This is a genomic window from Bacillus sp. cl96 (genome assembly GCF_900100505.1).
Taxonomy (GTDB): Bacteria; Bacillota; Bacilli; order Bacillales; family Bacillaceae_G; genus Bacillus_A; species Bacillus_A cereus.
Genome location: NZ_FNDM01000003.1, coordinates 33,171 through 54,380 on the forward strand (window position 1 = coordinate 33,171; position 21,210 = coordinate 54,380).

A 21,210-nucleotide genomic window follows, 5' to 3' on the forward strand; every position below is an offset into this window, starting at 1 on the left:
TAGAGGGAGGTCATTAATATGGCTACAGTGGTTGAAGTGAAGCTGACTAAGTGGGGCAAGCAAGCTCTACTTGGTGAGATATCTGGCTAGAGAGTAGTACTTGGTTGCTTGGGTATAACTTCTATGCTGTACTCGTTGTAGTGCTGTAGCTGCAGAGGTGGCGCTCTCATAGGTCGCCTAAAGGGTTATAAACAGACAAAAAGGAAGGTAAAACTAATGAATGTACCACAGAAAAAGTCAAGACTAAGTAAATTAAACCTAGAGAGTCGATCTCACAGGTGGAGATTGTATTTGTTTATAGCTCTAACGTATATAGTTTTAGCTGGCTCTATATGGTTTGGCTTGCAGAGTTTAGCATTATTACTCCCCATACTATTCATGATAGGGATACTAACGAGATAGCCGTTTTAGGTTGTCTCATTTTTTATGTCCATTGTGTATTCTCGGGTGGAAGATCTCGTAAATTTGTGAGAATCTTAAGTGATGGAGAGGTGGCTGAGGTGTTAGATCTTGGAGGAGATTTGTTGAGAGTTCGTCCTTTGAGAGACGACTATCTCGCTATTGAAATTGAATTGAAGGGGATGGATAAGGGGTTTGTGTTAGATAAACATCAAGCCCAAGGGTTATCTAATTGGTTTCAACGAGTGTACAAATTATAATTTCAATTACCGTAATGGTATCTGTGAGGAAGAAAACAAAAGAGCTGACTCAATGAGAGCCAGCTCGGAGGGGAGTGTCCTAGAGTTTTAGTTTATTCCCCTTAGTTATTATCTACTCGATCCCACACTCTTAGTTTACCCTTTTCGAATACCATGACTGCAAAGTCAATCTCACCAGTTTCCTCACTGTCACCATCATAAGTTACGTCGGTGTAGCCATTAGAGTTGGCGCGCTTTCCGTTACTGCCCACGAGATCTGCAACCTCTGAGAGCGTCATCCCTTCCTCTAGAGAGTTATACTCATCTTCGGAGATTGTTGAACTGTTGCAGGCGCTAAGCAGGATAATACTGGACAGGAAAACAACCATTCGTTTTTTCATTGGTATTCCTCCTCAGTTATTTCGTTTAAATTAAAACTAAGAGTTTTAGAGATTTTGCCAGCTCGTAAGATAACTACATACGTAAGGCCTAGTTGGAATGTATCTACTTTGCAAACTTTATTAGTGATACGAGATAGTGAGTCTTGGAAGTTGGACACTAAAGTATCGATCTCCTCCATAGCGATATCTAAATTAGTTGGTTGAATAGTATTTGTTGTCATAAAAAATCTCTCCCTTTAGTTTTTATTTGTTTACACGAGATAGGTAATACTTACAGGTGTACAATCATGAGTGAAACGATGTAACCGGCTGCGTAAAGAAAGCTTATACTACCGCCAGCTACCAAGGTTGATGTAACCCACTCTTTAGGTTTCAACTTATTCGCCTCCTGTGGGGTCGAACCTTTACAGCTATTCCTGCTCGTGATACTATAGGGAGGAAAGAGCCTTATAGGTTCGACTGAATTGCGTAGCCTTGTTCGGTATACTCGCCAAAGTATAACTACCGAGTAGGGCTATTTTGTTTTGTGTAGTTCTAGGTTAGTCGGTTAACTTCTTACCAGCATACATTCGAGTTAACATTTTATCGATTTTATTAGCTTTATCTACTGTGTTAATCTTGTTGAGTTGATTAAAAGCTGTATAAAACCTCTTAGCATCCTCGATGGATTCCAGCTCATAAAAGTCTTTGACTTTACCGTAAAACTTTTGTTGCTTACTTTCCAATTTCCTTGCTCACCTCATTCCCTGAGTGGCTTAATTACATATTAATTAAAAGTTCTAGAACCGTCAATACTTTTCTGGAAGTTTTTTAAATCCATTTCTTTGACTCACAATTTATCCTTACAACCAATTATATTAGCTACCTATTTTGGGTTACCAAAGTAAGCTTGAATAAGTGTAAAGCTATTTAGAGTGCGTACGAGCTTATTACACGTTACATAACTTGTTTAGGTGCAAACGTAATGAGTTGGATAATAAAAACTCATACAAGGGAAAATAGAGCTTCGTTTTATGAGGTGGCTCGAAAATGGAGATGTTATTTTACATCATATGGCATTCAATCGAGCATATACCTAATCAGTTGCCAGACCCTTAGACACAACCCACCGAGGACTATCTCTAAATTTGATCATCGTACAAGAACCAGATGTAATGCCACCCCTAGTAATCAATCGGGCATAGCTAAATAGAGATACCTCCTATGTTAAAGAGCTATAAGACAGCAACCGGATAGGAGGGATATTACTTACAGTAATCCTACTGAAGGAAGTTGAAAAGTTTGCATTTAAGAGATCGCTGAGCAGTAGATAACTTCTGAGCCAGAACTCCATAGAAATAACCATTGAAATCACGTACACGTTTAGATTTGCTAGCAAGAATGCTAGCTCGTAACCCTGAGATAGCTACCTCTACAGTATTAACTAAATCGGGTGCGTACTTTCGAGCAGCCAATTGAACACGACTCCATAGTTTGTACACCTCAGTTGCATCAAAGCAGGAGATAGCCAAGCTAGCGAACTCGGTAGGAACATCAGCAGCAATTAAGTCATCTATGCCTAGATCGTCTACGTATGTATTATCTTTAGAGCTTTTAGTTTTGTAAGTAATTGTATCTGTATGAGAAGGATGCTCCTCAATGTACTCAGGAGTAGGCTCTGCAGCTTCCTCGCAAGGTGACTTAACAAGGTGACTCTTATAAGGGTTAATCACTGTTATTGAAGCGCTATAGCCACCCTTAATAGGCTTGAATTGGTTGATGCGAGTAATGATTCCTAAATCAGATAAACCCTTGAGAGCACGCTGTATAGTGCGCTTAGAGTAACCTGTGAGATCAGCTAAAGAGTCTACTTTGAGGTAGCTAACTCCTATGAATTTGCATGAGTAACAAGCAAGTTTCCATAACACTGTGTACTCTGATTCTTTAAGTTTGTACGCTGACAGGTATTCACTAATAGAATTGTCCATCTCAGTAATCGAATTAAAAGATTGATATTTTCGTAGTTCCTTCATAGTAAATAATCTCCTTAATAGGAGCTACTTGCAGAGTGTACCTTAGGGTAGTACAATATAAGCAAATAGCTCCATAGTTATTTTGTGAAAGAGTCCTGTCTGGCCGCCAAACTAGAGCAGGACTCTTTTGTGTTTACTTATAGGTCGAACCTATTGAGAGGGTTATACTTATCGTTGGATTCAGCTAACGAGTTACCGAAAGCATGTAGGTAAACCTCAGTAGTTCTTATCTGGGAGTGATGCATAAGTTTACTCAATGTGTATATATCCATGCCAGCTCTTAAACAGTTGCTCGCATAAGTGTGTCTAAACATGTGAGCTGTAGTTTTGAAACCCATGCGTAAAGACAACCTGGTGAACATTAACTTGACAGCGTTCACTGTAAGTGGGTTACCTCTGTGGTCATTAAACACATGAGCAGGCAACTTAATGTAGTACTTCTCGCAGAATAATCTCCACTCGTACAACTCTCGAGCCACCTTATCCGTTAACGGAGTAGACAGGCTCTTACGATTCTTCCCGAAGATAGTGATAGTCTTATTGAGTAAATCCACGGAATCCCACCTCATGGATACCAGCTCGCCTAGTCTTATACCTGTACCTGCAAGGGCGACTATTATGGTATGACCTCTGTAGCTATACAGCGTGTTTTCTCGAGAGCGCATCCTTCTGTAGTATCTAAGCATTTGCTTAATCTGTTCATCGGAGTACACCTTGATGGCCTTGTCCGTCTTAGCAGGCTTAATCTTGTTAGTGGGATTGCTACGGATCTCTATAATGTCCTCATCCTCTAGGTATCTAAAGAATGTTTTCAAGTGCTGGAGCTTACCATTACGAGTAACTACTGTGTTTCCTCTCTCCTTGGAACAGTAGAGGAGGTAGCCCTTTATAACTTGTGGAGTAATATCCTCGATGTTAATGATCTCCTTCTCAGCAACGAGCCAACGAGAAAACTCATTGAGTGTATCTCCGTAGCTCTGTATTGTCCTAGGAGCTAGTCCACTGAGTTCTTTATCCTCTAGGTAATCCTTAATCATAAATCTAAGTAGTGCCATTTAGTTTCCCCCTTGAGTACGCACAAAAAGACCACCTCCATAGGCTACTTGTGAGTAACCTAGAAAGTGGTCTCTTGTGAGAATATTGTTTCTGTCATAGACAACCATTCAGCTTAACCTTGTGAGGTTTGTCCTGCCTCGGGTGAATTAACTCGCCTGTCCTACCATAGCAGATAATGAATTTTCAGCGGAAGTAGAGGCGGATGCGATGATCACGCCATCTTTTTCAATATAGTATGTGCGTCCTGTATTTGTTTCGATAGCCTGCCTTAATATTTTCTCTGATTCATTGGTAGTCGGAAATTCAGCAATGTCACTTCGTAATTTCATAATTCGTTCTATATCATCGAGTGAGGCAAGTTTAATTGTTTCATGAATTGGTGTGCTAGGTAAGTTGTTGTCATTTAGACATTCGCAAAAATACATTTCATTTTTAGTACCTAGTTGTATATTTGAAGCAGTTTCAAATTGTTCTACGATAGTTGACTTACCAGAGAGTTTAAGCGGCTTATATGTGGAAAGAAGTGCCTCATAATCAGTGGTAATAAATTCTTCTTTACTATAGGGTATAAATGAATCGTGGAATCGGAGTAGAATTGATTTTAATGTTCCATTCTCTTTAAATACTCCCCATAGTTCTTGAAAATCTGTGTCATAACCGAAAGCTTCAATATCTCCAATAATAAACAAGTTAAGGGCTGCTTCTTCTTTTAGGTAAGCGAATACTTGTTCATGATCTTTCTTTGTTAATTTTCGCATCATAACGAATCGACCTCTTTTTTTATTTTTCTAAATATTACAACTTAAGTTTTTTGAAATCAATATAAAATTTTATGTTTAGTTCACAAACTTTCGGAAAAACTAGGAAAGATATGACAAAGGAGGTTATGAACGGTGGATCATCCAATTCAAGGGTTAATGAAAGCAGCAATGGAAAATTTAAAAGAAATGGTCGATGTAAATACGATTGTTGGAGAGCCTGTTCAAACGGCTGACGGTGGTGTAGTGTTAACGGTTTCTAAAGTAGCGTTCGGTTTTGGAGCAGGAGGTTCTGATTTCCAAACGAATGATGGACAAAGAGCGAACGGTAACCCTGCATTTGGTGGCGGTAGCGCGGGTGGTGTTTCGATTACACCAGTAGCATTTCTTGTGGTGAATAAAGATGGAGTAAATATTCTACATCTACAAAATGCGACACATTTAGCAGAAAAAATGATTGAATTAGCTCCACAAACAATTGATAAAATTCAATCGATGTTCCAAAAAGAAGAAAAGAAAGAGGGAAATCATCATCCTCAAAACCCTGATGAAATCCTTTAAAAACGCCTGCTTATGAGCAGGCGTTTTTTCTTGTAATCACTATGTAATAAAACACATGAAATTGTAAATAGTTTTTGAAGTTTTTTCTATGTTTCTAAAATTTTTCATGTTAAAATATGCTATAGAATTGAAACATATAAAACGAAGGTGGCTAGGTGCTTTGTCTGGAGGATCTGACCAAGTAAAGAATATGATATATATTAATGGTAATCGTCGAGGTCATTGTTTTATTACATCAGGAATTACGTTTAAAGAGTTTGCGAGTAACATCCCTTCACCGCTTCATCAAGTGTTGCTTTTAAAGCACAACTTTGAATGGACGGATTTTCATTATCATACTTTATTTGAATATGTTGAGGAAGAAAATATACATAAGTTAATTCAAGCAGAGATTGATGAATTTGATGAATTTTGTTGGGTAGATTTTGATGATGCAAGCGATTTAGATGAATTAGAGCCGAAAGAAATTGCAGAATTATTATATTTGGCTCACAAAAAAGAACCACTTGCAAGAACATTCTTTCCGTTACTGAAAAATCGATTTGTTTATTTTTCACATGATGACGGATGGTACAACAAAGTGTATTATCGTAGAATTGCTGATTTTGTAGGAATGTTAAGTAAAGTCATTCCGTATAAACTCGGTGCTTTCGGTAAGAAACGTTTTTCTTTCTTCCAAAAATCAAAAATTTTCCCAGCGATTTCAAAAGAATTGATTATGGGACTTATTCCACTAATGGAAGATGGTCTTTACATAGATTTAGCAGGGAAGATTGAGTCAAGAAGAGGTCTTGAAATTCCGGTATATGTAGTTGGTTCGTATGAAAGTACGGATGAGGTGTTAGATAATATCGATGAATTGAAAGAGGAAGCAACAGAAACAGGTTGGCTCATTTTTGATAAGAAAGAACAAGAGTGGCAATGGGTTGTTGACTAAGAAAACTTGGCGTATGAAGTCAAGTTTTCTTGTCATTTGAAAGGAGTACAAATGAAGAAATATTATACAATTGTGGGTATTATAAGTATTATTCTCGTGGCAATATTACTTATAACTTGTCCAAAAGAATCAGATTTTAAAGTGTATGTACAGGATAAGTATGCGTTGAATTGTAATGAGAGTAGTTTTGAATGCACGCAAAATGTAGATGGTAAAAAAGAAAAACTACAATTTGAAAGTACAGATGCACGAAATGGTGTATTCTTTATGACTGTAAAGCAAACATTTAAAACAGAAGCTGGTGTTTCAAAAGAATATAGCGGAGTAGGAATGTTTGGTACATTTCTTTTTGTTTCAGAGAAGACTTTCTAGTAATAGAAGGTCTTTTTTTTATGCTTATGTTCATATAGATGAAGTAAGACAAGCATAGGAGGGGTATTGATGAAGAACACATGTATTGTTTGTGGCGGTGAGGAGTTTTTTTCCTCAACGTTATATGCACGTACGAAACAAGATTGGGCATATGCACCAAACATGTATCGATTTGAAAAAGTATTTATTGAGCATCGAGATGAAGAAAATTATCCAGTGTTTCAAGAAATTACAGCGAAACATTGTTGTGGATGCGGCCATATTATGTTGTATCATGAATGAACACACCAAGTATGACTTGGTGTGTTTTTTTAAAACGCTGACAAAGCAAGCGGATAAAATAAAGTGAATAAAACAGAAAAACTACCAAAACCAATTGCTGTATATCCAAGTGTTCTTGCTCCGAAATTGACAGCTAATAGGCCAACTAAAATTGCTAGGGAGCCGAGCGTAACTGGATAAAAAGCAATGGAGAATAACGAAAGAAATAAAGCGACATAGCCTACCATTGCACCGGTATTTGTACCTTCTATCTCATTTGCAATTTCTTTACGCTTATGTCTAATTGGAATGCCAGCTGGTGATATTTCAGCTGCATACTCTTCGTTTTTTTCACCACTTTTAAAATGATGATTTCTCTTTCTTCGCATGTACATCCCTCTCTTTCAATTGGGTGTATCTATAGTATCTTTCATAAAGAGAAGAACATGAGTATGAGTTAAACCCAAGTAAAGCAAAAATTGGAGAATAAAGATTCCTTCATCAGCATGTATATCTCCTTATGAAGATAAAACAGGAATTTTGGAAAATGATGTAGAATGAAATGAGTGATAAAGCGTGAAGGTAGGGGAATGTATGACGAAATTTAATTGGCATGAATCAGCAGAAAAGAAATGGGATAGTAGCGCAGAGTTTTGGAATCAAAATAGTCAAGAGATGTGGGACAGTGGTAGCAGAAGTACAATTATTCCGTTTTTTGAACAATACGTGAAGAAAGAAGCACAAGTGCTCGATGTTGGTTGTGGTGATGGGTACGGTACATATAAATTAAGTAGCGCAGGCTATAAAGCAGTGGGAGTAGATTTATCGGAAGTGATGATTCAAAAAGGTAAGGAGCGCGGAGAAGGACCGAATTTATCTTTTATAAAAGGAGATCTTTCTGCATTACCATTTGAAAATGAGCAATTTGAATCAATTATGGCAATTAATTCTTTAGAATGGACGGAAGAGCCATTACGAGCGTTAAATGAAATAAAGCGTGTGTTAAAGAAAGATGGATATGCATGTATTGCAATTTTAGGGCCGACAGCAAAGCCACGAGAGAACAGTTATCCTCGCTTGTATGGAAAAGACGTTGTTTGTAATACGATGATGCCTTGGGAATTTGAACAGTTAGCGAAAGAACAAGGTTTTAAAGTTATAGATGGCATCGGCGTATATAAGCGCGGAGTAAATGAGAAGATGTTAGGTCAACTACCTACAGAGTTACAACAATCGTTAACATTCTTATGGGTATTTATGTTAAAAAACGTATAAAGAAATGAAAGAATTTTTAGGAGGTAAATAAGTGCAGAAAATACAAAAAACTGATACAATATCATCAGAACCAATTAAAGGGGGACTAGGGTATATGACAACTACTACAACAGTGAAATCCGATATTGAAATCGCACAAGAAGCGAGTATGAAGAAGATTCAAGAAATTGCAGCTGATTTAAATATTTTAGAAGATGAATTAGAGCCATACGGGCATTATAAAGGTAAGTTATCTCTTGATATTTTTAAGCGCTTACAAGATGAGGAAGACGGTAAAGTTGTTTTAGTAACAGCGATTAACCCAACTCCAGCTGGAGAAGGTAAATCAACAGTAACAGTTGGTTTAGGTCAAGCTTTTAACAAAATTGGTAAGAAAACAGTAATTGCACTTCGTGAACCATCTCTTGGACCGACGATGGGATTAAAAGGTGGAGCAGCAGGTGGCGGTTTTTCACAAGTCGTACCAATGGAAGACATTAACCTTCACTTTACTGGAGATATCCATGCGATCACAACTGCCAATAACGCATTAGCAGCGTTTATTGATAATCATATCCAACAAGGAAACACACTTGGAATTGATACGCGTAAAATTGTTTGGAAACGCTGTGTTGACTTAAATGATCGTGCCCTTCGTAACGTAGTAATTGGTCTGGGTGGACCTGTACAAGGTGTACCACGTGAAGACGGTTTTGACATTACAGTAGCATCTGAAATTATGGCCGTGTTCTGCCTTGCAACAGATATTCAAGACTTAAAAGCGCGTCTATCTCGCATCGTAGTTGCTTATAACTTTGCAAATCAACCTGTAACGGTTAAAGATTTAGGTGTAGAAGGTGCGTTAACACTATTATTAAAAGACGCATTAAAGCCGAACTTAGTACAAACGTTAGAAAATACACCAGCTATCATTCATGGCGGACCATTTGCGAATATCGCTCACGGTTGTAACAGTGTTATCGCTACAACAATGGCAGCAAAATTAGGTGATTATGTTATTACAGAGGCTGGATTCGGTGCTGATTTAGGCGCTGAGAAGTTTTTAGATATTAAAGCTCGTGCAGCTGGCATTAAACCAGAAGCAGTTGTTATTGTTGCGACGATTCGTGCGCTTAAAATGCATGGCGGCGTTGCAAAAGATCAATTAAAAGAAGAAAATGTAGATGCATTAGCAAAAGGTATGGAAAACTTACAGAAGCATGTTGAAACAATTCAAAGCTTCGGTGTGCCTTTCGTAATTGCAATTAATAAATTCATTACAGATACAGATGCAGAAGTTACATACTTACAAGAGTGGTGTAATGAGCGTGGCTATGCAGTATCCTTAACAGAAGTTTGGGAGAAAGGTGGCCAAGGCGGAGTTGACCTTGCTGAAAAAGTACTAAAAGAAATCGAAAAAGGTGAAAACAACTACGCACCACTTTATGAATTAGAATTACCATTAGAAGAAAAAATTCGTACAATTGCTCAAAAAGTATATGGCGCAAAAGATATTGAATTTGCTCCGAAAGCACGTAAGCAATTAGCTCAATATGAAGGAGAAGGTTGGAGTAATCTACCAGTTTGTATGGCGAAAACACAATACTCTCTTTCTGACGATGCAACAAAATTAGGTCGTCCATCTGACTTTATCGTTACAATTCGTGAGCTAAAACCATCTATCGGTGCAGGCTTTATCGTTGCGTTAACAGGTACAATGTTAACAATGCCAGGTCTTCCAAAACAGCCAGCAGCACTTCAAATGGATGTAAATGAAGATGGAAAAGCAGTAGGTTTATTCTAAAAGGTTGTAATTCATCTCGTTTATCTGTAAACTATATATACATCAAGTGGCGCCTTTCCATCGAAAGGCGCCTGTTTTTTGGAGGAAATTATGTTTGATCCAACTGCTTTTGACAATTTAAAAGTAATCGTAGAAGGTGCTGTGTATGATTTTGATCTACATGGAGATATTCTTGTAACAGATCGAAAAGATATGATGGATCTTGCTTCATTAAGTCGCATATATCATATCTCATTTCAATTAACAGAACCGTTTGAACCATTAGTAGAAGCAACATTTTCATTATCTGTGGATGCAAAGAACTTGTCTGGTGAAATACTAGAAGTGCCTCAGTTTACACCAGGTTGTGAGATGAAGCTAGCATTTTCATTCCCGTTAGAACAACCAGAAGTAAAATGCGAAGAAATTGAAACATTAATGCGTTCTATATGGGGAAAAGAAAGAATGATTATGCAGAAAGTTTCATACGAATATAATAAGCAAGCGATTTCATATCATAATAAGGTAGAGGTTCTATTTCAAAAAGCGATTACAGAAGACCATGTTGATGATTTAATAGCTGTTATTTCACACATGATAGAAACGGTGCGAACAATACAGCATTTTCTTCAAAAATAGAGATAAAGGAGAAAAACAAATGATAAAAGATATGCAACCATTTTTACAACAAGCTTGGGAGAAGGCTGGTTTTAAAGAGTTAACTGAAATTCAAAAACAAGCGATTCCAACTATTTTAGAAGGACAAGACGTTATAGCTGAATCTCCAACTGGAACAGGAAAAACATTAGCGTACTTATTACCCCTTTTACATAAAATTAATCCTGAAGTAAAACAGCCACAAGTTGTTGTTTTAGCGCCAACACGTGAACTTGTAATGCAAATTCATGAAGAGGTTCAAAAGTTTACAGCAGGAACTGAAATTTCAGGTGCATCTTTAATTGGTGGTGCAGATATTAAGCGCCAAGTTGAAAAATTAAAGAAACACCCAAGAGTAATTGTCGGTTCACCAGGCCGTATTTTAGAATTAATTCGTATGAAAAAGCTAAAAATGCATGAAGTAAAAACAATTGTATTTGATGAGTTTGATCAAATTGTAAAGCAAAAAATGATGGGCGCAGTGCAAGATGTAATTAAATCAACGATGCGCGATCGTCAATTAGTATTCTTCTCGGCGACAATGACAAAAGCGGCAGAAGATGCGGCACGTGATTTAGCAGTGGAACCACAATTAGTACGTGTAACACGTGCAGAATCAAAAAGCTTAGTTGAGCATACGTATATCATTTGTGAGCGACGCGAAAAAAATGATTACGTAAGAAGAATTATGCATATGGGCGATGTAAAAGCAGTTGCGTTCTTAAACGACCCATTCCGTTTAGATGAAATTACTGAGAAATTGAAATTCCGTAAAATGAAAGCAGCGGCTCTTCATGCAGAAGCAAGTAAACAAGAGCGTGAAGCGACAATGCGTGCTTTCCGCGGAGGGAAATTAGAAATTCTACTTGCTACTGATATTGCAGCACGCGGTATCGATATTGACGATTTAACACACGTAATTCATTTAGAGTTACCAGACACAGTAGACCAATATATTCACCGCTCAGGACGTACTGGACGTATGGGTAAAGAAGGAACTGTCGTGTCTCTTGTAACACCACAAGAAGAGCGTAAATTACTACAATTTGCGAAAAAACTAGGCATCGTATTTACGAAGCAAGAAATGTTCAAGGGATCATTTGTAGAAACGAAACCGAAAGCACCAAAGAAAAAGAAACCAGCATTTACTGGGAAGAAAAAGCCTAGATAAATGATAGGGAAGGCGTAACTATTTGTAGTTACGTCTTTTTTGTTTGTAAACAAGCGATAATGGGAATTGTATTAGTGTTTTTAATGTGCCTATCATATATATGCTTCTACTGGGAGTATCGAAAAAAGGGTAGTTTATTTATTTGGTTTATACGAGGAAATAATATAAAAAAAGTCGAATATTAAACTGACACGAAATAATAAAAAGAAGGTACACATATGGATAGGAAATTAGGAATGTTTTTGAATACAAAATATATTGAAGTAAACGAAGGAATACAAAAAGCAAGGGAATGGGATTTAGAATATATTCAATTATATGCTATGAATAAAAACTTTAACTTAGCTAATATCTCAATGGTAGAATGGAATGCTTTAAAGAAAAGCTTATCTTTTAATGGAATAAAGATTCCATCATTAGCAATTAGTTTTGGAGAAAATGGAATTATAGGAATAGAAGCTGAGAGTGCAATAGATCAGTTTAAATATATTACTGACAGAGGTTTGGGGCTTGGGGCAAAGATCATAACAGCTCATATTGGGAAAGTTCCAGATGATGAAAAAAGTGCCTACTATGATAAAATGCTACGGGTTTGTTATGAGATAGGGGAATTAGCGTTCAAATTTGGGGGATTCTTTGCTATTGAGACGGGATCTGAAAAAGCAATAGTATTAAAACGATTTTTAGAAACTGCAAACTCGAAAGGACTAGCTGTTAACTTTGACCCAGCAAATTTAATAAGTGATGTAAATGAAAATCCGGGAGAAGGTTTATTACTATTAAAAGATTATATAGTACAAACTCATATTAAAGATTGTAAAGAAGTGAAAAGTGATCGTTCAACTAAGTATATAGAAGTAGCAGTAGGGAATGGTGAAGTAGATTTCGATATATTCTTCAAAGTATTAGATAAAATTGGATTCGACGGATATAACATGATTGAAAGAAATGATTATTTTGATGAACTGGATGGGATGAGTCAGTCGATAAATTTTGCAAAGAAGTACATACCAACTCAAAAGGAATAACGATAGTATTTGTAGAAAGCTACATAGAATATAAAAACCATTAGGGGGAAATGTAATGATCCATAAAGTAGGACAAATTATGTTATATGTAAATAATCAAGATGAGGCAGTAAATTTTTGGACGGAAAAGGTAGGGTTTCATGTAGTAGCAGAGGAAGATAACAAGCAAGGAATGAGATGGATTGAAATTGCTCCGACTAACGGTGCAGAAACGAGCATTATATTACATAATAAAGAAGTTATTTCTAAAATGAGCCCAGAATTGAATCTTGGTACACCGTCCTTAATGTTCTTCTCAGAAAATCTTGATCAATTATATACAGATTTAACAAACAAAAATGTTACTGTTGGAGAAATGGTAACTATGCCTTCTGGTAAAGTGTTTAACTTTGCTGATAGCGAAGGGAATTATTTTGCGGTTATGGAGAAGAACCAATAATAATATTGCTATGTGAAAATCCCCCTCAAATATATTTGAGGGGGATTAAATTTTTGAAGTGGATTTTTCATTAGAGAGTTGTTTAATAAAAAATACTCCTTTTTCAATCGCTGTCTCAATATAGCCAACGATTTGCTCAAACGTAAATACTTGTAAGTCTTCATGCAAATGTTGCTTTGGATACAACATATCTTCAAAAAGATACTTTCGAAAAGCTAAAACGTTTTCTTTAGAAACCTCTTCAATATCCACAATGTGAGCCTCTTGATTGAGAAGAGAGAAAAGCTGTTGTTCTTGATCGTAATGATGAAGCAACTTTGCATTTAACAATTTAAAATCGTTATAGTACAGGGGTGCGATAGTTTCGTCATTCTCTATTCTATTTTTTAGCCAAGGTAGAAAAAATCCACTTAGCCAATTATCATCGGCAATGAGATGGGTATAATAGCCTAAAATAAATGGGGAATCTATATGTGATTCATATTTATGAAAAAATGAATCATAATCTATTCTTCTCGTATAGTTCTTCGTTGTACCGGCATAAAAATGTGAGGTTCCTTTTTCTTTTTTTGAATGAACAGCATCAGGGGCTACAGCTCCAAGTAAGAAAGAAGTCTTATCGTGAATAGATAGTTTCTCAGCAATACCGTTAGCGATAATAACATGCATAATTCGTGATCCCATGAATGCCACCTCTGTTTCCAGTATTCATTTCAGGAAGAGGACTGAACAGTTAGTATTACTTTCCCTGTACTTTTTCTACTTTCGACCCATTCATGTGCTTTCCCTGCATCTTGAAGTGGAAAAGATTTCGTAGCCTTAATTTGTAAACGTCCGTCACGCAAATAACGGAAAACTTCATTTGCAGTTTCTTGGAGCAGTTCAGGACGCTTTTTTCGTGTGGTTCCAAAGCTAAAACCGAGTATAGAGCGGCAACTTGCATGTAAATCTTTCGTTTGAAAGTTACCAATTTCACCGCTAGCATTACCGAAATGAACGAGGCGACCGTAATAAGCAAGGCAGTTTAAACTTCTTTCAGAAACAGTTCCAGAAATAGAGTCCAAAATAATATTCACTCCTTCTCCGTTTGTCAGCTCATTGACTTTCTCTACAAAATCTTCAGTTTGATGACAAATTACATAATCAGCTCCAGCATCTAAAACGATTTCTTTTTTCGTTTCACTTCCGACAGTACCGATAACTGTTCCAGCCCCTAATCGTTTTGCAAGTTGAATCGCGGTAGTACCAATTCCGCCAGCAGCTGCATGAATCAGCACGGATTCATTTTGTTGAAGCCTTGCAACATTCACGAGTAAATTATAGCTTGTGAAAGATACGATCGGACAAGCAGCTGCAGTTTGAAAGTCGACTTCATGGGGTAAAACGAAAGTGAGATTTTCATTTGAAACAACGTACTCTGCGTAAGATCCATTTTGAGGAAAAGCAATGACACGCTGTCCAGGTTGAATATTTTTCACATGAGAACCGACGCGTTCTACAATACCAGTTGCATCTATTCCTGGAATAAAAGGTAGTGCTTTATCTCCTTTTTTGCCATAACGTGATTTAATATCAGCGAAATTTACACTAGTAGCAACTACGCGAATTAAAACTTGATCTTCTGAAATAGCCGGTATATCAAAATCTGTATATTTCATCACTTCAGGACCACCGAACGACGTTACAACGATAGCTTTCATTATATGTCCTCCTAAATTTGACTATATAAATTATTTTAAATCTTTATCAGAAATTGGAAAATTATATAATAGTTATGTGTGGTTATAAGTGAAGCTTATGAACTCAGTGGATCATTATATTAATTTATATAAAAAATTTTTTCGGAAAAATCGAACGAAATATGAATTACCTGCCAATATATAGTGTAAGACAAAGGAGGGCTGGAATATGAAGGGTGAAATAGATTACGCACATTTAATTCAATTAACTTTATCAGGCAATAAAGAAGCGTATAGCGAATTGTATGATGTAACGATTCAAGAAGTATATAAAACAGCACATTTTTTAATTGAAGATAAAACGGATGTAGATGATGTCGTTCAGGAAGTATACATACAGCTATATGAATCGCTTCGTAAATATGATAGCGGGAAGCCATTTCGCCCTTGGTTAATTGGACTTGCGATTAAACAAATTCATTCTTATAGAAGAAAGAGGTGGATGCGACTAAGAATTATAAAAAAAGCAGAAGAGCAAAGAAAGCCAGTGCAAATTGATTTTTCTAACGATGTTGTAAGTAAAATATCAAACCAAAAACTAATCGAACTCATTCATAAATTACCGTATAAATTGAAACAAGTTATTATCTTAAGATACTTACACGATTATTCACAAGAAGAAGTAGCACAAATATTACATATTCCAATCGGTACAGTGAAGTCTAGAATTCATGCGGCATTAAAGAAACTACGTCAAAAAGAGCAAGTAGAAGAAATCTTTTTAGGAGAGGTAGGGAATGTGAAATGAGTTTAGATTGTAGAGTTAGAGAATCTATACGAGAAGAAGCGAAGGGGATTGTTGCCCCGCCGGAGTTAAAAGAAAAAGTAATTGTTCAAATCAAAATGAATCGCGGGGGAAATAAGGTGAAGAAACGTCTTATCGCCGGAGTGCTTGCAGCAGCATTTTTAATCCCTACGACCGGTTTTACATATCAATCTATTATGGCGGATGGTATATACGGATCTTTTGAGAATTTAAAAAAACACGCCGGAGCGATGACGTTAGAAGCGTATATGCGTTTTAATGCAAAGTTATCAGAAGCGAAAGATGAAATGGACACGAAGGAATATGAGGAGTTTACAAAAGAACTAAAAAAATTAACAAATGCAAAGCTTGCGTACGGAGATTCGAATGGTAATATAGATTATGATGGATTATCACCAGCAAAAAGAGAAGAAATGAAAAAGGTAAGTATGGGCCTTCAACCATACTTTGATAAATTAAATGGTCATAAATCTAGTAAAGAAGTATTAACGCAAGAAGAGTTTGATCGCTATATGGAAGCTTTAATGACACATGAAATAGTACGAGTGAAGACAAAATCAACTGGTGCAATAAAAATAGAAGAAGTACCTGAGGCGTACAAAGAAAGATTTATTAAAGCGGAGCAGTTTATGGAGTATGTAGATGAAAAGGTGCGATAAGTAGAAAAGCTCAAAGCTTTCTTTCGTTTAACTATTACATATTGATTATGTAAACAATAAAAAATGAGTATACAATCTACGTGATTGTATACTCATTTTATTATTACTTAAATTTTCTTACCGCATGAATAGCGACTCTTACAAGTAATATCGCACTTATAAATAAACCACCGTAACCAACGACACTTAAAAATTGATCATTTGGCTCTGTCGCACTGTTTGCTAAATGCAATACGCCTACCGAAATCCCACCAAATGCAGTTCCAATAAACGCAATGAGGAATTGTGAGATAAATGTAGTAATAAACGATGCATTTGTTTCGTCAGAGAAAAAGCCAACCTTAACGGATAGTTCTCCGTTTTCTAGTTTTGAACTTAAATCATCTAGTTTTCTAGGAATGCGTCGCATGGCAGGTAACATAGCGAGTAATTCGTTTGTTGCAGCTTCTTTTAAACTAGAATAATTGTTAACTGGCATGAAACTAGCTGCATGATCTTTCGCAAAGCGTTTCGCTTCGTCCATTAAATTGAATTCGGGATTTAGTTGCAGCATCGTTCCTTCTAGCGTAATTAGAGAGCGGAAAGCCCCTGCAACCATTGGATAAAACGCTAATTCAAACTCAGCGATTATTTGAAACAACCCTTGAATAAATTCTTCAGAACCGTTTGTAGAGCCGTACGTACTTTGGATTAATAATTGGCTGATAGATTGTTCTAATCCTTCTTTATCAACATTTGGTTTCTTTTCAACTAATTGAAGCAGTCCATCAAGCAAGACATATGAATTTTTGCGCTCAAAGCCAATAAGTAGCCGCTTGAATGCATCTTGTTGTAGGGTTCCTAATCTTCCGACAGAACCGAAATCAAGTAATGCAGGAGTGCCATCACGAAGAATATACACATTACCTGGATGAGGGTCTGCATGGAAAATACCTTTAAAGAAAATTTGCTCTAAAATACAATCAAAGAGTTGCCGTTGTACTTTTTTCGTATCAATTTGTAATTCATTTAATAATGCTGACCCACTTTTAACACTTACTCCATCTAAAAATTCAAGCACAAGTATTTTTGAATTACTGTATTTTTTATATACTTTCGGTATTTTTACTTTCGTTTCACTATTTTTTAGTGAATCAGACACTTGTTCGAAGTTACGAGCCTCAATTTTGAAATCAATTTCTTCTTTCATTGCGATAGAGAAGCCATGTGCTAAATCAAGAAAGCCGATATTTTTAGCCCAAGTTGATTTGTTGGAAATCCATAAAGAAAAGTGAATTAAAATATCTAAGTCACGTTTAATTGTCTCAGAAATATTAGGACGTAGTAGTTTAACGACGACATCCTGGTCGTTTTCTTTCAACTTTGCTTTATGTACTTGGCCAATAGAGGCGGCAGCTAACGGTTCCATTTCAAAGGAGCTGAAGATTTCATCTTTTGGTGTATGTAGTTCCTTTTTCAATATTTCTTCAACTTGTTTTTGTGATAAACGTGTTACATTTTCCTGAAGGTTTGATAACTCGTGAATAAAAACAGGTGGTAATAAATCAGAGCGAGTTGATAAAACTTGTCCGAATTTAATAAATACACCACCGCATTCTTCTAGTGTATTTCGAAGTGAAGTGGCGAGCTTACGATCTGCTTCTGGTGAGCGCTTTAAAGCTAAATATTTTCCCATTCCGTGTTTTATTGCAATAGAAGAGACGCGCATATATCTTTTTTGTCTACCAATCTTAGCGAAGAATTTTGAAATAGGATTTCGGCTTTCCGTTACTACGTCATCCATTTCGCCACGCCTAATAGGATCAAATAATTCAAAAACTAGGTAACAAAGCATCGATACAATTAATGAGCTTCCTAGCCAAAAATATCTATCAACACCGACAACCGATTCATCTTGATAACGTAAATATAAAAACCAATACAGAGCAGACGTAAGTGAAACACCTACAGTGGCTGCACTTGCTTGTTTGAAAAGATTTAGTTTTGTACCAATGAGTCTACCACTAATAAAAGACATAATGACTGCTAGTAGAAAAAATTGAAAAAACATTGTATCATTCCTCCGAAATTTATTCGATAACTGTATTATACAGGAATATAAGTATTCTAAAAACAAGCCAAGGCAGTACAATCCTTGACTTGCACGATTAAATAGAGCATTCAATTATATTTTTTCATCGTTGCATTGTCCTTTTGTATAAAACAATCTAAAAGGGAATAACCAGCTATTAAACTAATAATCGTAACAAAAGTTGTATTTATTAGAATAATATTAACTAAATAAGGTAGGTATTCGGCAAGTGGTGAAAAGAGTAGTGCTGGGGAAAAGGAAATGAATAGTGTAGGCACTGTAATAGCAATAAATTTATCCGGTTGAAAGCTCCAGTTTTGTTTACTCGTTTCGCGATTAATAGATTGAAGGAATCGTAATAAAATGCCAACTATAAGAGGGAAGAGTGTAAAGTAGAATAATCTTGGATAAACGTTAAAGTTCACTTGTGCATCTGTATCTAAATAAAATTGAATTTTTACTCCTACAAATAATAATAAGACGATAAATAATGTGAAGCAGAGGTATAGCATCAATTTTTGCATTATATTCCACCATCCTTTACTCAAAATATATTCAAAAAAAGAAGAGATATACAATAACTACTGTTGTATATCTCTTCTTTTACTGTTAGTTAATAGTGGAGTTTGCTTTTTCTTGCTTCGTGAAATAATCAATAATGCCCATTGCGCTAATTTCTATATCTAAATGTAAAATATTATAAACGGAATGATCTGATGGAACGTTTAACTTTGTAAGATGAGAAGAGATTTTATCCATTAACAAAGTTTGTAAAGCTTTAGTCGCTTCATCGAAATCATTATACTTGTCAAAGACTTCCTTACCAGTCTGAACGAAAATAGGTAGCCAATGTTCCAATTGATTGTATACTTCTGTAACATGAGAGGATGCGCCGTAATGACCGAAATAAATAGTATCTACATTCATGCTTTGAATGTGATTTTTAGAAGCAATCATCGCATCTGGTTGGAATTGTGAAGGGGACGTTGATGGTAGATATAACTCTACATCAACGTCTGCGAGTTCTCTATAATAAATTCCAATTGTATCGCCAGTAAAAATCCCGTTTGTTAATGAATCGTGAATGCTAATATGGTGCTTCGCATGTCCTGGTGTATCATAAAATGTAAGGGTGCGGTCTTTTGCAATTTTTAACATATCACCATGTTGTACAATATGAACACGTTCTTCTTCAATTGGAAGAATTGGGTCAAAGAGTTTATCGAAATCTTCTTTGTAGACAGCTTTTGCACCTAAAATGAGTTTTGTTGGATCAATCATATGACGAGCACCACGAGAATGCACATATAACGTAGCATTTGGGCACTTTTCCATCATTAAACCAGCTGCGCCAGCGTGATCTAAATGCACATGTGTAACGATAATGTTTTTAACATCGTTTAAATCAATATGTAATTGTTGTAAGCCGTCTAAAATATACGGAAGAGAAGGGGCTGCACAAGTTTCAATTAAAGTAATATCGTCACCTAATAAAACGTACGTACCTGTTCGTTCATTATGCTGTAAATCGAAATCATCAATAAGATATAGGTGAGAAGATAATTGCTCTACTTTTTTCATAGTTACCACTCCTTATATACTGCATGTTTTTATTATACGCTAAAATAGAAAAAAGGCAGAAAACGAAGCTCGTCTTCTGCCTTTTTGTAATATTATTATTTCGTTTGTTGTTTATTAACAGACATAATGAACAGTCCAACAATCCCGCCTACTAATGGAAGCATAATCTCTCCTGCTAAATTAAAGTAGGAGCTTAAGAATAAACCATTTACATCGATTACCCAGCCAGTAACATACAATAACATCATATATAGTACGAAATAAAACTCGCGATTTGAAATCGTTTCATGTTGTGCAGTTTTCATAATGAACACCATCCTTTTCTTTTATAATGGAATATAAACTGTCACATTTTGTTCACAATTCAATTGTAAAACTTTCCATCATAAAAGTCTAGTAGTTTGTGTCGAATTTTCGAACAGAAATAAAGCGCTATCATTACAACTTATAAGTACGTAATAAGAGCTGTATATTCACGAATGTAGTATAGTATAAACATAGAATGATAGTGAAGAGAGGGGCAAAGACAATGACAGTTTATGATTTTTCAGCTAAAACAATTACAGGTGAAGAAAAATCGTTAAAAGATTACAAAGGAAAAGCACTTCTTATTGTCAATGTAGCTAGCAAATGTGGTTTCACACCACAATATAAAGGATTACAAGAGGTATATGATAAATATAAAGACCAAGGACTCGAAATACTCGGATTTCCTTGTAACCAATTCGGGGGACAAGAACCAGGTACAGAAGCGGACATTACTAGTTTTTGTGAATTAAACTACGGTGTAAACTTCCCGATGTTTGCAAAGGTTGATGTGAAAGGTGATAAGGCTCACCCTCTATATACATACATGACAGAACAAGCACCAGGTTTACTTGGTATGAAAGCAGTGAAATGGAATTTTACGAAGTTTTTAATCGGAAAAGACGGGAAAGTAGTAGGGCGTTTTGCTCCGCAGACGAAGCCGGTAGATTTAGAGGTTGAGATTGAGAAGGTGCTTGGAGAATAATTAGGAGTTTCACTTTATTAAAAAACGTCTCAAAGAACAATGTAGTTCTTTGAG

At 36.1% G+C, this 21,210-nt stretch carries 26 protein-coding genes and 1 pseudogene; 14 read left to right on the forward strand and 13 right to left on the reverse strand.

Annotation, left to right across the window (positions count from 1 at the left end; genetic code table 11):
* The first annotated feature begins 524 nt into the window (after positions 1-524).
* Complete coding sequence (locus BLT20_RS30970; RefSeq protein ID WP_255445223.1) at positions 525-659, forward strand: hypothetical protein; 135 nt, start codon at positions 525-527, stop codon at positions 657-659.
* A gap of 101 nt (positions 660-760) precedes the next feature.
* Here BLT20_RS30970 and BLT20_RS07785 read toward each other — a convergent pair whose 3' ends face one another.
* The 6 genes and pseudogenes from BLT20_RS07785 to BLT20_RS07810 form a co-directional block, all read right to left on the reverse strand.
* Positions 761-1,039 carry a hypothetical protein gene (locus BLT20_RS07785; protein WP_000747001.1) on the reverse strand — a complete coding sequence of 93 codons (279 nt, stop codon included), beginning with the start codon at positions 1,037-1,039 and terminating at the stop codon, positions 761-763.
* The gene (locus BLT20_RS07790) at positions 1,036-1,260 is read right to left on the reverse strand and encodes a hypothetical protein (RefSeq protein WP_000210744.1); all 225 of its coding nucleotides are present in this window, start codon (positions 1,258-1,260) and stop codon (positions 1,036-1,038) included. Before BLT20_RS07790 ends, BLT20_RS07785 begins: the two co-directional genes overlap by 4 nt.
* 318 nt (positions 1,261-1,578) lie before the next feature.
* Positions 1,579-1,764 carry a hypothetical protein gene (locus tag BLT20_RS07795; RefSeq protein WP_000444252.1) on the reverse strand — a complete coding sequence of 62 codons (186 nt, stop codon included), beginning with the start codon at positions 1,762-1,764 and terminating at the stop codon, positions 1,579-1,581.
* Between the two features lie 534 nt (positions 1,765-2,298).
* On the reverse strand, positions 2,299-3,051 hold the full coding sequence (locus BLT20_RS07800; RefSeq protein ID WP_000661515.1) for a helix-turn-helix domain-containing protein: 753 nt from the start codon (positions 3,049-3,051) through the stop codon (positions 2,299-2,301).
* A gap of 137 nt (positions 3,052-3,188) precedes the next feature.
* Positions 3,189-4,106 (reverse strand): tyrosine-type recombinase/integrase, encoded by a 918-nt coding sequence (locus BLT20_RS07805; protein ID WP_001196721.1) that lies wholly within the window; start codon positions 4,104-4,106, stop codon positions 3,189-3,191.
* A 162-nt stretch (positions 4,107-4,268) separates the two neighbouring features.
* Positions 4,269-4,868, reverse strand: a pseudogene (locus BLT20_RS07810) (GNAT family N-acetyltransferase); the annotation flags it as partial.
* A 132-nt stretch (positions 4,869-5,000) separates the two neighbouring features.
* Here BLT20_RS07810 and ytfJ point away from each other — a divergent pair.
* From ytfJ to BLT20_RS07830, 4 genes are all read left to right on the forward strand, one after another.
* A complete protein-coding gene (gene ytfJ / locus BLT20_RS07815) occupies positions 5,001-5,426 on the forward strand; it encodes a GerW family sporulation protein (protein WP_000349991.1) in 426 nt (141 codons plus the stop codon).
* Between the two features lie 160 nt (positions 5,427-5,586).
* Positions 5,587-6,363 (forward strand): oxalate:formate antiporter, encoded by a 777-nt coding sequence (locus BLT20_RS07820; RefSeq protein ID WP_000014087.1) that lies wholly within the window; start codon positions 5,587-5,589, stop codon positions 6,361-6,363.
* Positions 6,364-6,414: 51 nt separating this feature from the next.
* The gene (locus tag BLT20_RS07825) at positions 6,415-6,735 is read left to right on the forward strand and encodes a hypothetical protein (protein WP_000761174.1); all 321 of its coding nucleotides are present in this window, start codon (positions 6,415-6,417) and stop codon (positions 6,733-6,735) included.
* Positions 6,736-6,804: 69 nt separating this feature from the next.
* Positions 6,805-7,017, forward strand: coding sequence for a hypothetical protein (locus tag BLT20_RS07830; protein ID WP_000798747.1), 213 nt, complete (start codon positions 6,805-6,807; stop codon positions 7,015-7,017).
* A 29-nt stretch (positions 7,018-7,046) separates the two neighbouring features.
* Here the strand turns inward: BLT20_RS07830 and BLT20_RS07835 are convergent, their stop codons facing one another.
* On the reverse strand, positions 7,047-7,385 hold the full coding sequence (locus tag BLT20_RS07835) for a hypothetical protein (RefSeq protein WP_001253200.1): 339 nt from the start codon (positions 7,383-7,385) through the stop codon (positions 7,047-7,049).
* A 205-nt stretch (positions 7,386-7,590) separates the two neighbouring features.
* Between BLT20_RS07835 and BLT20_RS07840 the strand changes: the two genes are divergently transcribed.
* From BLT20_RS07840 to BLT20_RS07865, 6 genes are all read left to right on the forward strand, one after another.
* Positions 7,591-8,271, forward strand: coding sequence for a class I SAM-dependent methyltransferase (locus BLT20_RS07840; protein WP_000160049.1), 681 nt, complete (start codon positions 7,591-7,593; stop codon positions 8,269-8,271).
* Positions 8,272-8,365: 94 nt separating this feature from the next.
* Complete coding sequence (locus tag BLT20_RS07845; protein ID WP_013141915.1) at positions 8,366-10,054, forward strand: formate--tetrahydrofolate ligase; 1,689 nt, start codon at positions 8,366-8,368, stop codon at positions 10,052-10,054.
* 90 nt (positions 10,055-10,144) lie between these two features.
* Entirely contained in the window at positions 10,145-10,672 is a 528-nt protein-coding gene (locus tag BLT20_RS07850) for a hypothetical protein (RefSeq protein ID WP_000460219.1), read from the forward strand.
* 19 nt (positions 10,673-10,691) lie between these two features.
* The gene (locus BLT20_RS07855; protein WP_000588613.1) at positions 10,692-11,861 is read left to right on the forward strand and encodes a DEAD/DEAH box helicase; all 1,170 of its coding nucleotides are present in this window, start codon (positions 10,692-10,694) and stop codon (positions 11,859-11,861) included.
* A gap of 218 nt (positions 11,862-12,079) precedes the next feature.
* On the forward strand, positions 12,080-12,889 hold the full coding sequence (locus tag BLT20_RS07860) for a sugar phosphate isomerase/epimerase family protein (protein ID WP_000375217.1): 810 nt from the start codon (positions 12,080-12,082) through the stop codon (positions 12,887-12,889).
* 55 nt (positions 12,890-12,944) lie between these two features.
* Positions 12,945-13,328, forward strand: a complete 384-nt coding sequence (locus BLT20_RS07865) for a VOC family protein (RefSeq protein WP_000581478.1) — start codon at positions 12,945-12,947, stop codon at positions 13,326-13,328.
* Positions 13,329-13,373: 45 nt separating this feature from the next.
* Here the strand turns inward: BLT20_RS07865 and BLT20_RS07870 are convergent, their stop codons facing one another.
* Together BLT20_RS07870 and BLT20_RS07875 are read right to left on the reverse strand one after the other, a co-directional pair.
* The gene (locus BLT20_RS07870; RefSeq protein ID WP_000535621.1) at positions 13,374-14,012 is read right to left on the reverse strand and encodes a zinc dependent phospholipase C family protein; all 639 of its coding nucleotides are present in this window, start codon (positions 14,010-14,012) and stop codon (positions 13,374-13,376) included.
* A gap of 29 nt (positions 14,013-14,041) precedes the next feature.
* On the reverse strand, positions 14,042-15,028 hold the full coding sequence (locus BLT20_RS07875) for a quinone oxidoreductase family protein (protein WP_000644619.1): 987 nt from the start codon (positions 15,026-15,028) through the stop codon (positions 14,042-14,044).
* 208 nt (positions 15,029-15,236) lie between these two features.
* On the opposite strand from BLT20_RS07875, the gene BLT20_RS07880 reads away from it, so the two are divergent.
* Positions 15,237-15,815, forward strand: coding sequence for a sigma-70 family RNA polymerase sigma factor (locus BLT20_RS07880; protein ID WP_000675558.1), 579 nt, complete (start codon positions 15,237-15,239; stop codon positions 15,813-15,815).
* Positions 15,812-16,492 carry a DUF3600 domain-containing protein gene (locus BLT20_RS07885; RefSeq protein WP_000050701.1) on the forward strand — a complete coding sequence of 227 codons (681 nt, stop codon included), beginning with the start codon at positions 15,812-15,814 and terminating at the stop codon, positions 16,490-16,492. Before BLT20_RS07880 ends, BLT20_RS07885 begins: the two co-directional genes overlap by 4 nt.
* Positions 16,493-16,595: 103 nt before the next feature.
* On the opposite strand, the gene BLT20_RS07890 is transcribed toward BLT20_RS07885, so the two are convergent.
* From BLT20_RS07890 to BLT20_RS07905, 4 genes are all read right to left on the reverse strand, one after another.
* On the reverse strand, positions 16,596-18,542 hold the full coding sequence (locus BLT20_RS07890) for an ABC1 kinase family protein (protein ID WP_000466006.1): 1,947 nt from the start codon (positions 18,540-18,542) through the stop codon (positions 16,596-16,598).
* Positions 18,543-18,652: 110 nt separating this feature from the next.
* Positions 18,653-19,087, reverse strand: coding sequence for a hypothetical protein (locus BLT20_RS07895; RefSeq protein WP_001170914.1), 435 nt, complete (start codon positions 19,085-19,087; stop codon positions 18,653-18,655).
* 85 nt (positions 19,088-19,172) lie between these two features.
* Complete coding sequence (locus BLT20_RS07900; protein ID WP_000754964.1) at positions 19,173-20,144, reverse strand: MBL fold metallo-hydrolase; 972 nt, start codon at positions 20,142-20,144, stop codon at positions 19,173-19,175.
* Positions 20,145-20,239: 95 nt separating this feature from the next.
* Positions 20,240-20,449, reverse strand: a complete 210-nt coding sequence (locus tag BLT20_RS07905; protein WP_000844985.1) for a DUF3925 domain-containing protein — start codon at positions 20,447-20,449, stop codon at positions 20,240-20,242.
* Between the two features lie 224 nt (positions 20,450-20,673).
* Here BLT20_RS07905 and bsaA point away from each other — a divergent pair, with 224 nt between their 5' ends.
* The gene (bsaA, locus tag BLT20_RS07910) at positions 20,674-21,156 is read left to right on the forward strand and encodes a glutathione peroxidase (protein WP_000219440.1); all 483 of its coding nucleotides are present in this window, start codon (positions 20,674-20,676) and stop codon (positions 21,154-21,156) included.
* Positions 21,157-21,210 lie beyond the last annotated feature (54 nt).

Excerpts from the sequence above, each read along its gene's own strand:
- BLT20_RS07785 (WP_000747001.1), bottom strand. The coding sequence starts at position 1,039 with ATGAAAAAACGAATGGTTGTTTTCCTGTCCAGTATTATCCTGCTTAGC.
- BLT20_RS07790 (WP_000210744.1), bottom strand. The coding sequence starts at position 1,260 with ATGACAACAAATACTATTCAACCAACTAATTTAGATATCGCTATGGAG.
- BLT20_RS07800 (WP_000661515.1), bottom strand. The coding sequence starts at position 3,051 with ATGAAGGAACTACGAAAATATCAATCTTTTAATTCGATTACTGAGATG.
- BLT20_RS07805 (WP_001196721.1), bottom strand. The coding sequence starts at position 4,106 with ATGGCACTACTTAGATTTATGATTAAGGATTACCTAGAGGATAAAGAA.
- BLT20_RS07825 (WP_000761174.1), top strand. The coding sequence starts at position 6,415 with ATGAAGAAATATTATACAATTGTGGGTATTATAAGTATTATTCTCGTG.
- BLT20_RS07830 (WP_000798747.1), top strand. The coding sequence starts at position 6,805 with ATGAAGAACACATGTATTGTTTGTGGCGGTGAGGAGTTTTTTTCCTCA.
- BLT20_RS07835 (WP_001253200.1), bottom strand. The coding sequence starts at position 7,385 with ATGCGAAGAAAGAGAAATCATCATTTTAAAAGTGGTGAAAAAAACGAA.
- BLT20_RS07840 (WP_000160049.1), top strand. The coding sequence starts at position 7,591 with ATGACGAAATTTAATTGGCATGAATCAGCAGAAAAGAAATGGGATAGT.
- BLT20_RS07845 (WP_013141915.1), top strand. The coding sequence starts at position 8,366 with ATGACAACTACTACAACAGTGAAATCCGATATTGAAATCGCACAAGAA.
- BLT20_RS07850 (WP_000460219.1), top strand. The coding sequence starts at position 10,145 with ATGTTTGATCCAACTGCTTTTGACAATTTAAAAGTAATCGTAGAAGGT.
- BLT20_RS07855 (WP_000588613.1), top strand. The coding sequence starts at position 10,692 with ATGATAAAAGATATGCAACCATTTTTACAACAAGCTTGGGAGAAGGCT.
- BLT20_RS07860 (WP_000375217.1), top strand. The coding sequence starts at position 12,080 with ATGGATAGGAAATTAGGAATGTTTTTGAATACAAAATATATTGAAGTA.
- BLT20_RS07865 (WP_000581478.1), top strand. The coding sequence starts at position 12,945 with ATGATCCATAAAGTAGGACAAATTATGTTATATGTAAATAATCAAGAT.
- BLT20_RS07870 (WP_000535621.1), bottom strand. The coding sequence starts at position 14,012 with ATGGGATCACGAATTATGCATGTTATTATCGCTAACGGTATTGCTGAG.
- BLT20_RS07875 (WP_000644619.1), bottom strand. The coding sequence starts at position 15,028 with ATGAAAGCTATCGTTGTAACGTCGTTCGGTGGTCCTGAAGTGATGAAA.
- BLT20_RS07880 (WP_000675558.1), top strand. The coding sequence starts at position 15,237 with ATGAAGGGTGAAATAGATTACGCACATTTAATTCAATTAACTTTATCA.
- BLT20_RS07885 (WP_000050701.1), top strand. The coding sequence starts at position 15,812 with ATGAGTTTAGATTGTAGAGTTAGAGAATCTATACGAGAAGAAGCGAAG.
- BLT20_RS07890 (WP_000466006.1), bottom strand. The coding sequence starts at position 18,542 with ATGTTTTTTCAATTTTTTCTACTAGCAGTCATTATGTCTTTTATTAGT.
- BLT20_RS07895 (WP_001170914.1), bottom strand. The coding sequence starts at position 19,087 with ATGCAAAAATTGATGCTATACCTCTGCTTCACATTATTTATCGTCTTA.
- BLT20_RS07900 (WP_000754964.1), bottom strand. The coding sequence starts at position 20,144 with ATGAAAAAAGTAGAGCAATTATCTTCTCACCTATATCTTATTGATGAT.
- BLT20_RS07905 (WP_000844985.1), bottom strand. The coding sequence starts at position 20,449 with ATGAAAACTGCACAACATGAAACGATTTCAAATCGCGAGTTTTATTTC.
- bsaA (WP_000219440.1), top strand. The coding sequence starts at position 20,674 with ATGACAGTTTATGATTTTTCAGCTAAAACAATTACAGGTGAAGAAAAA.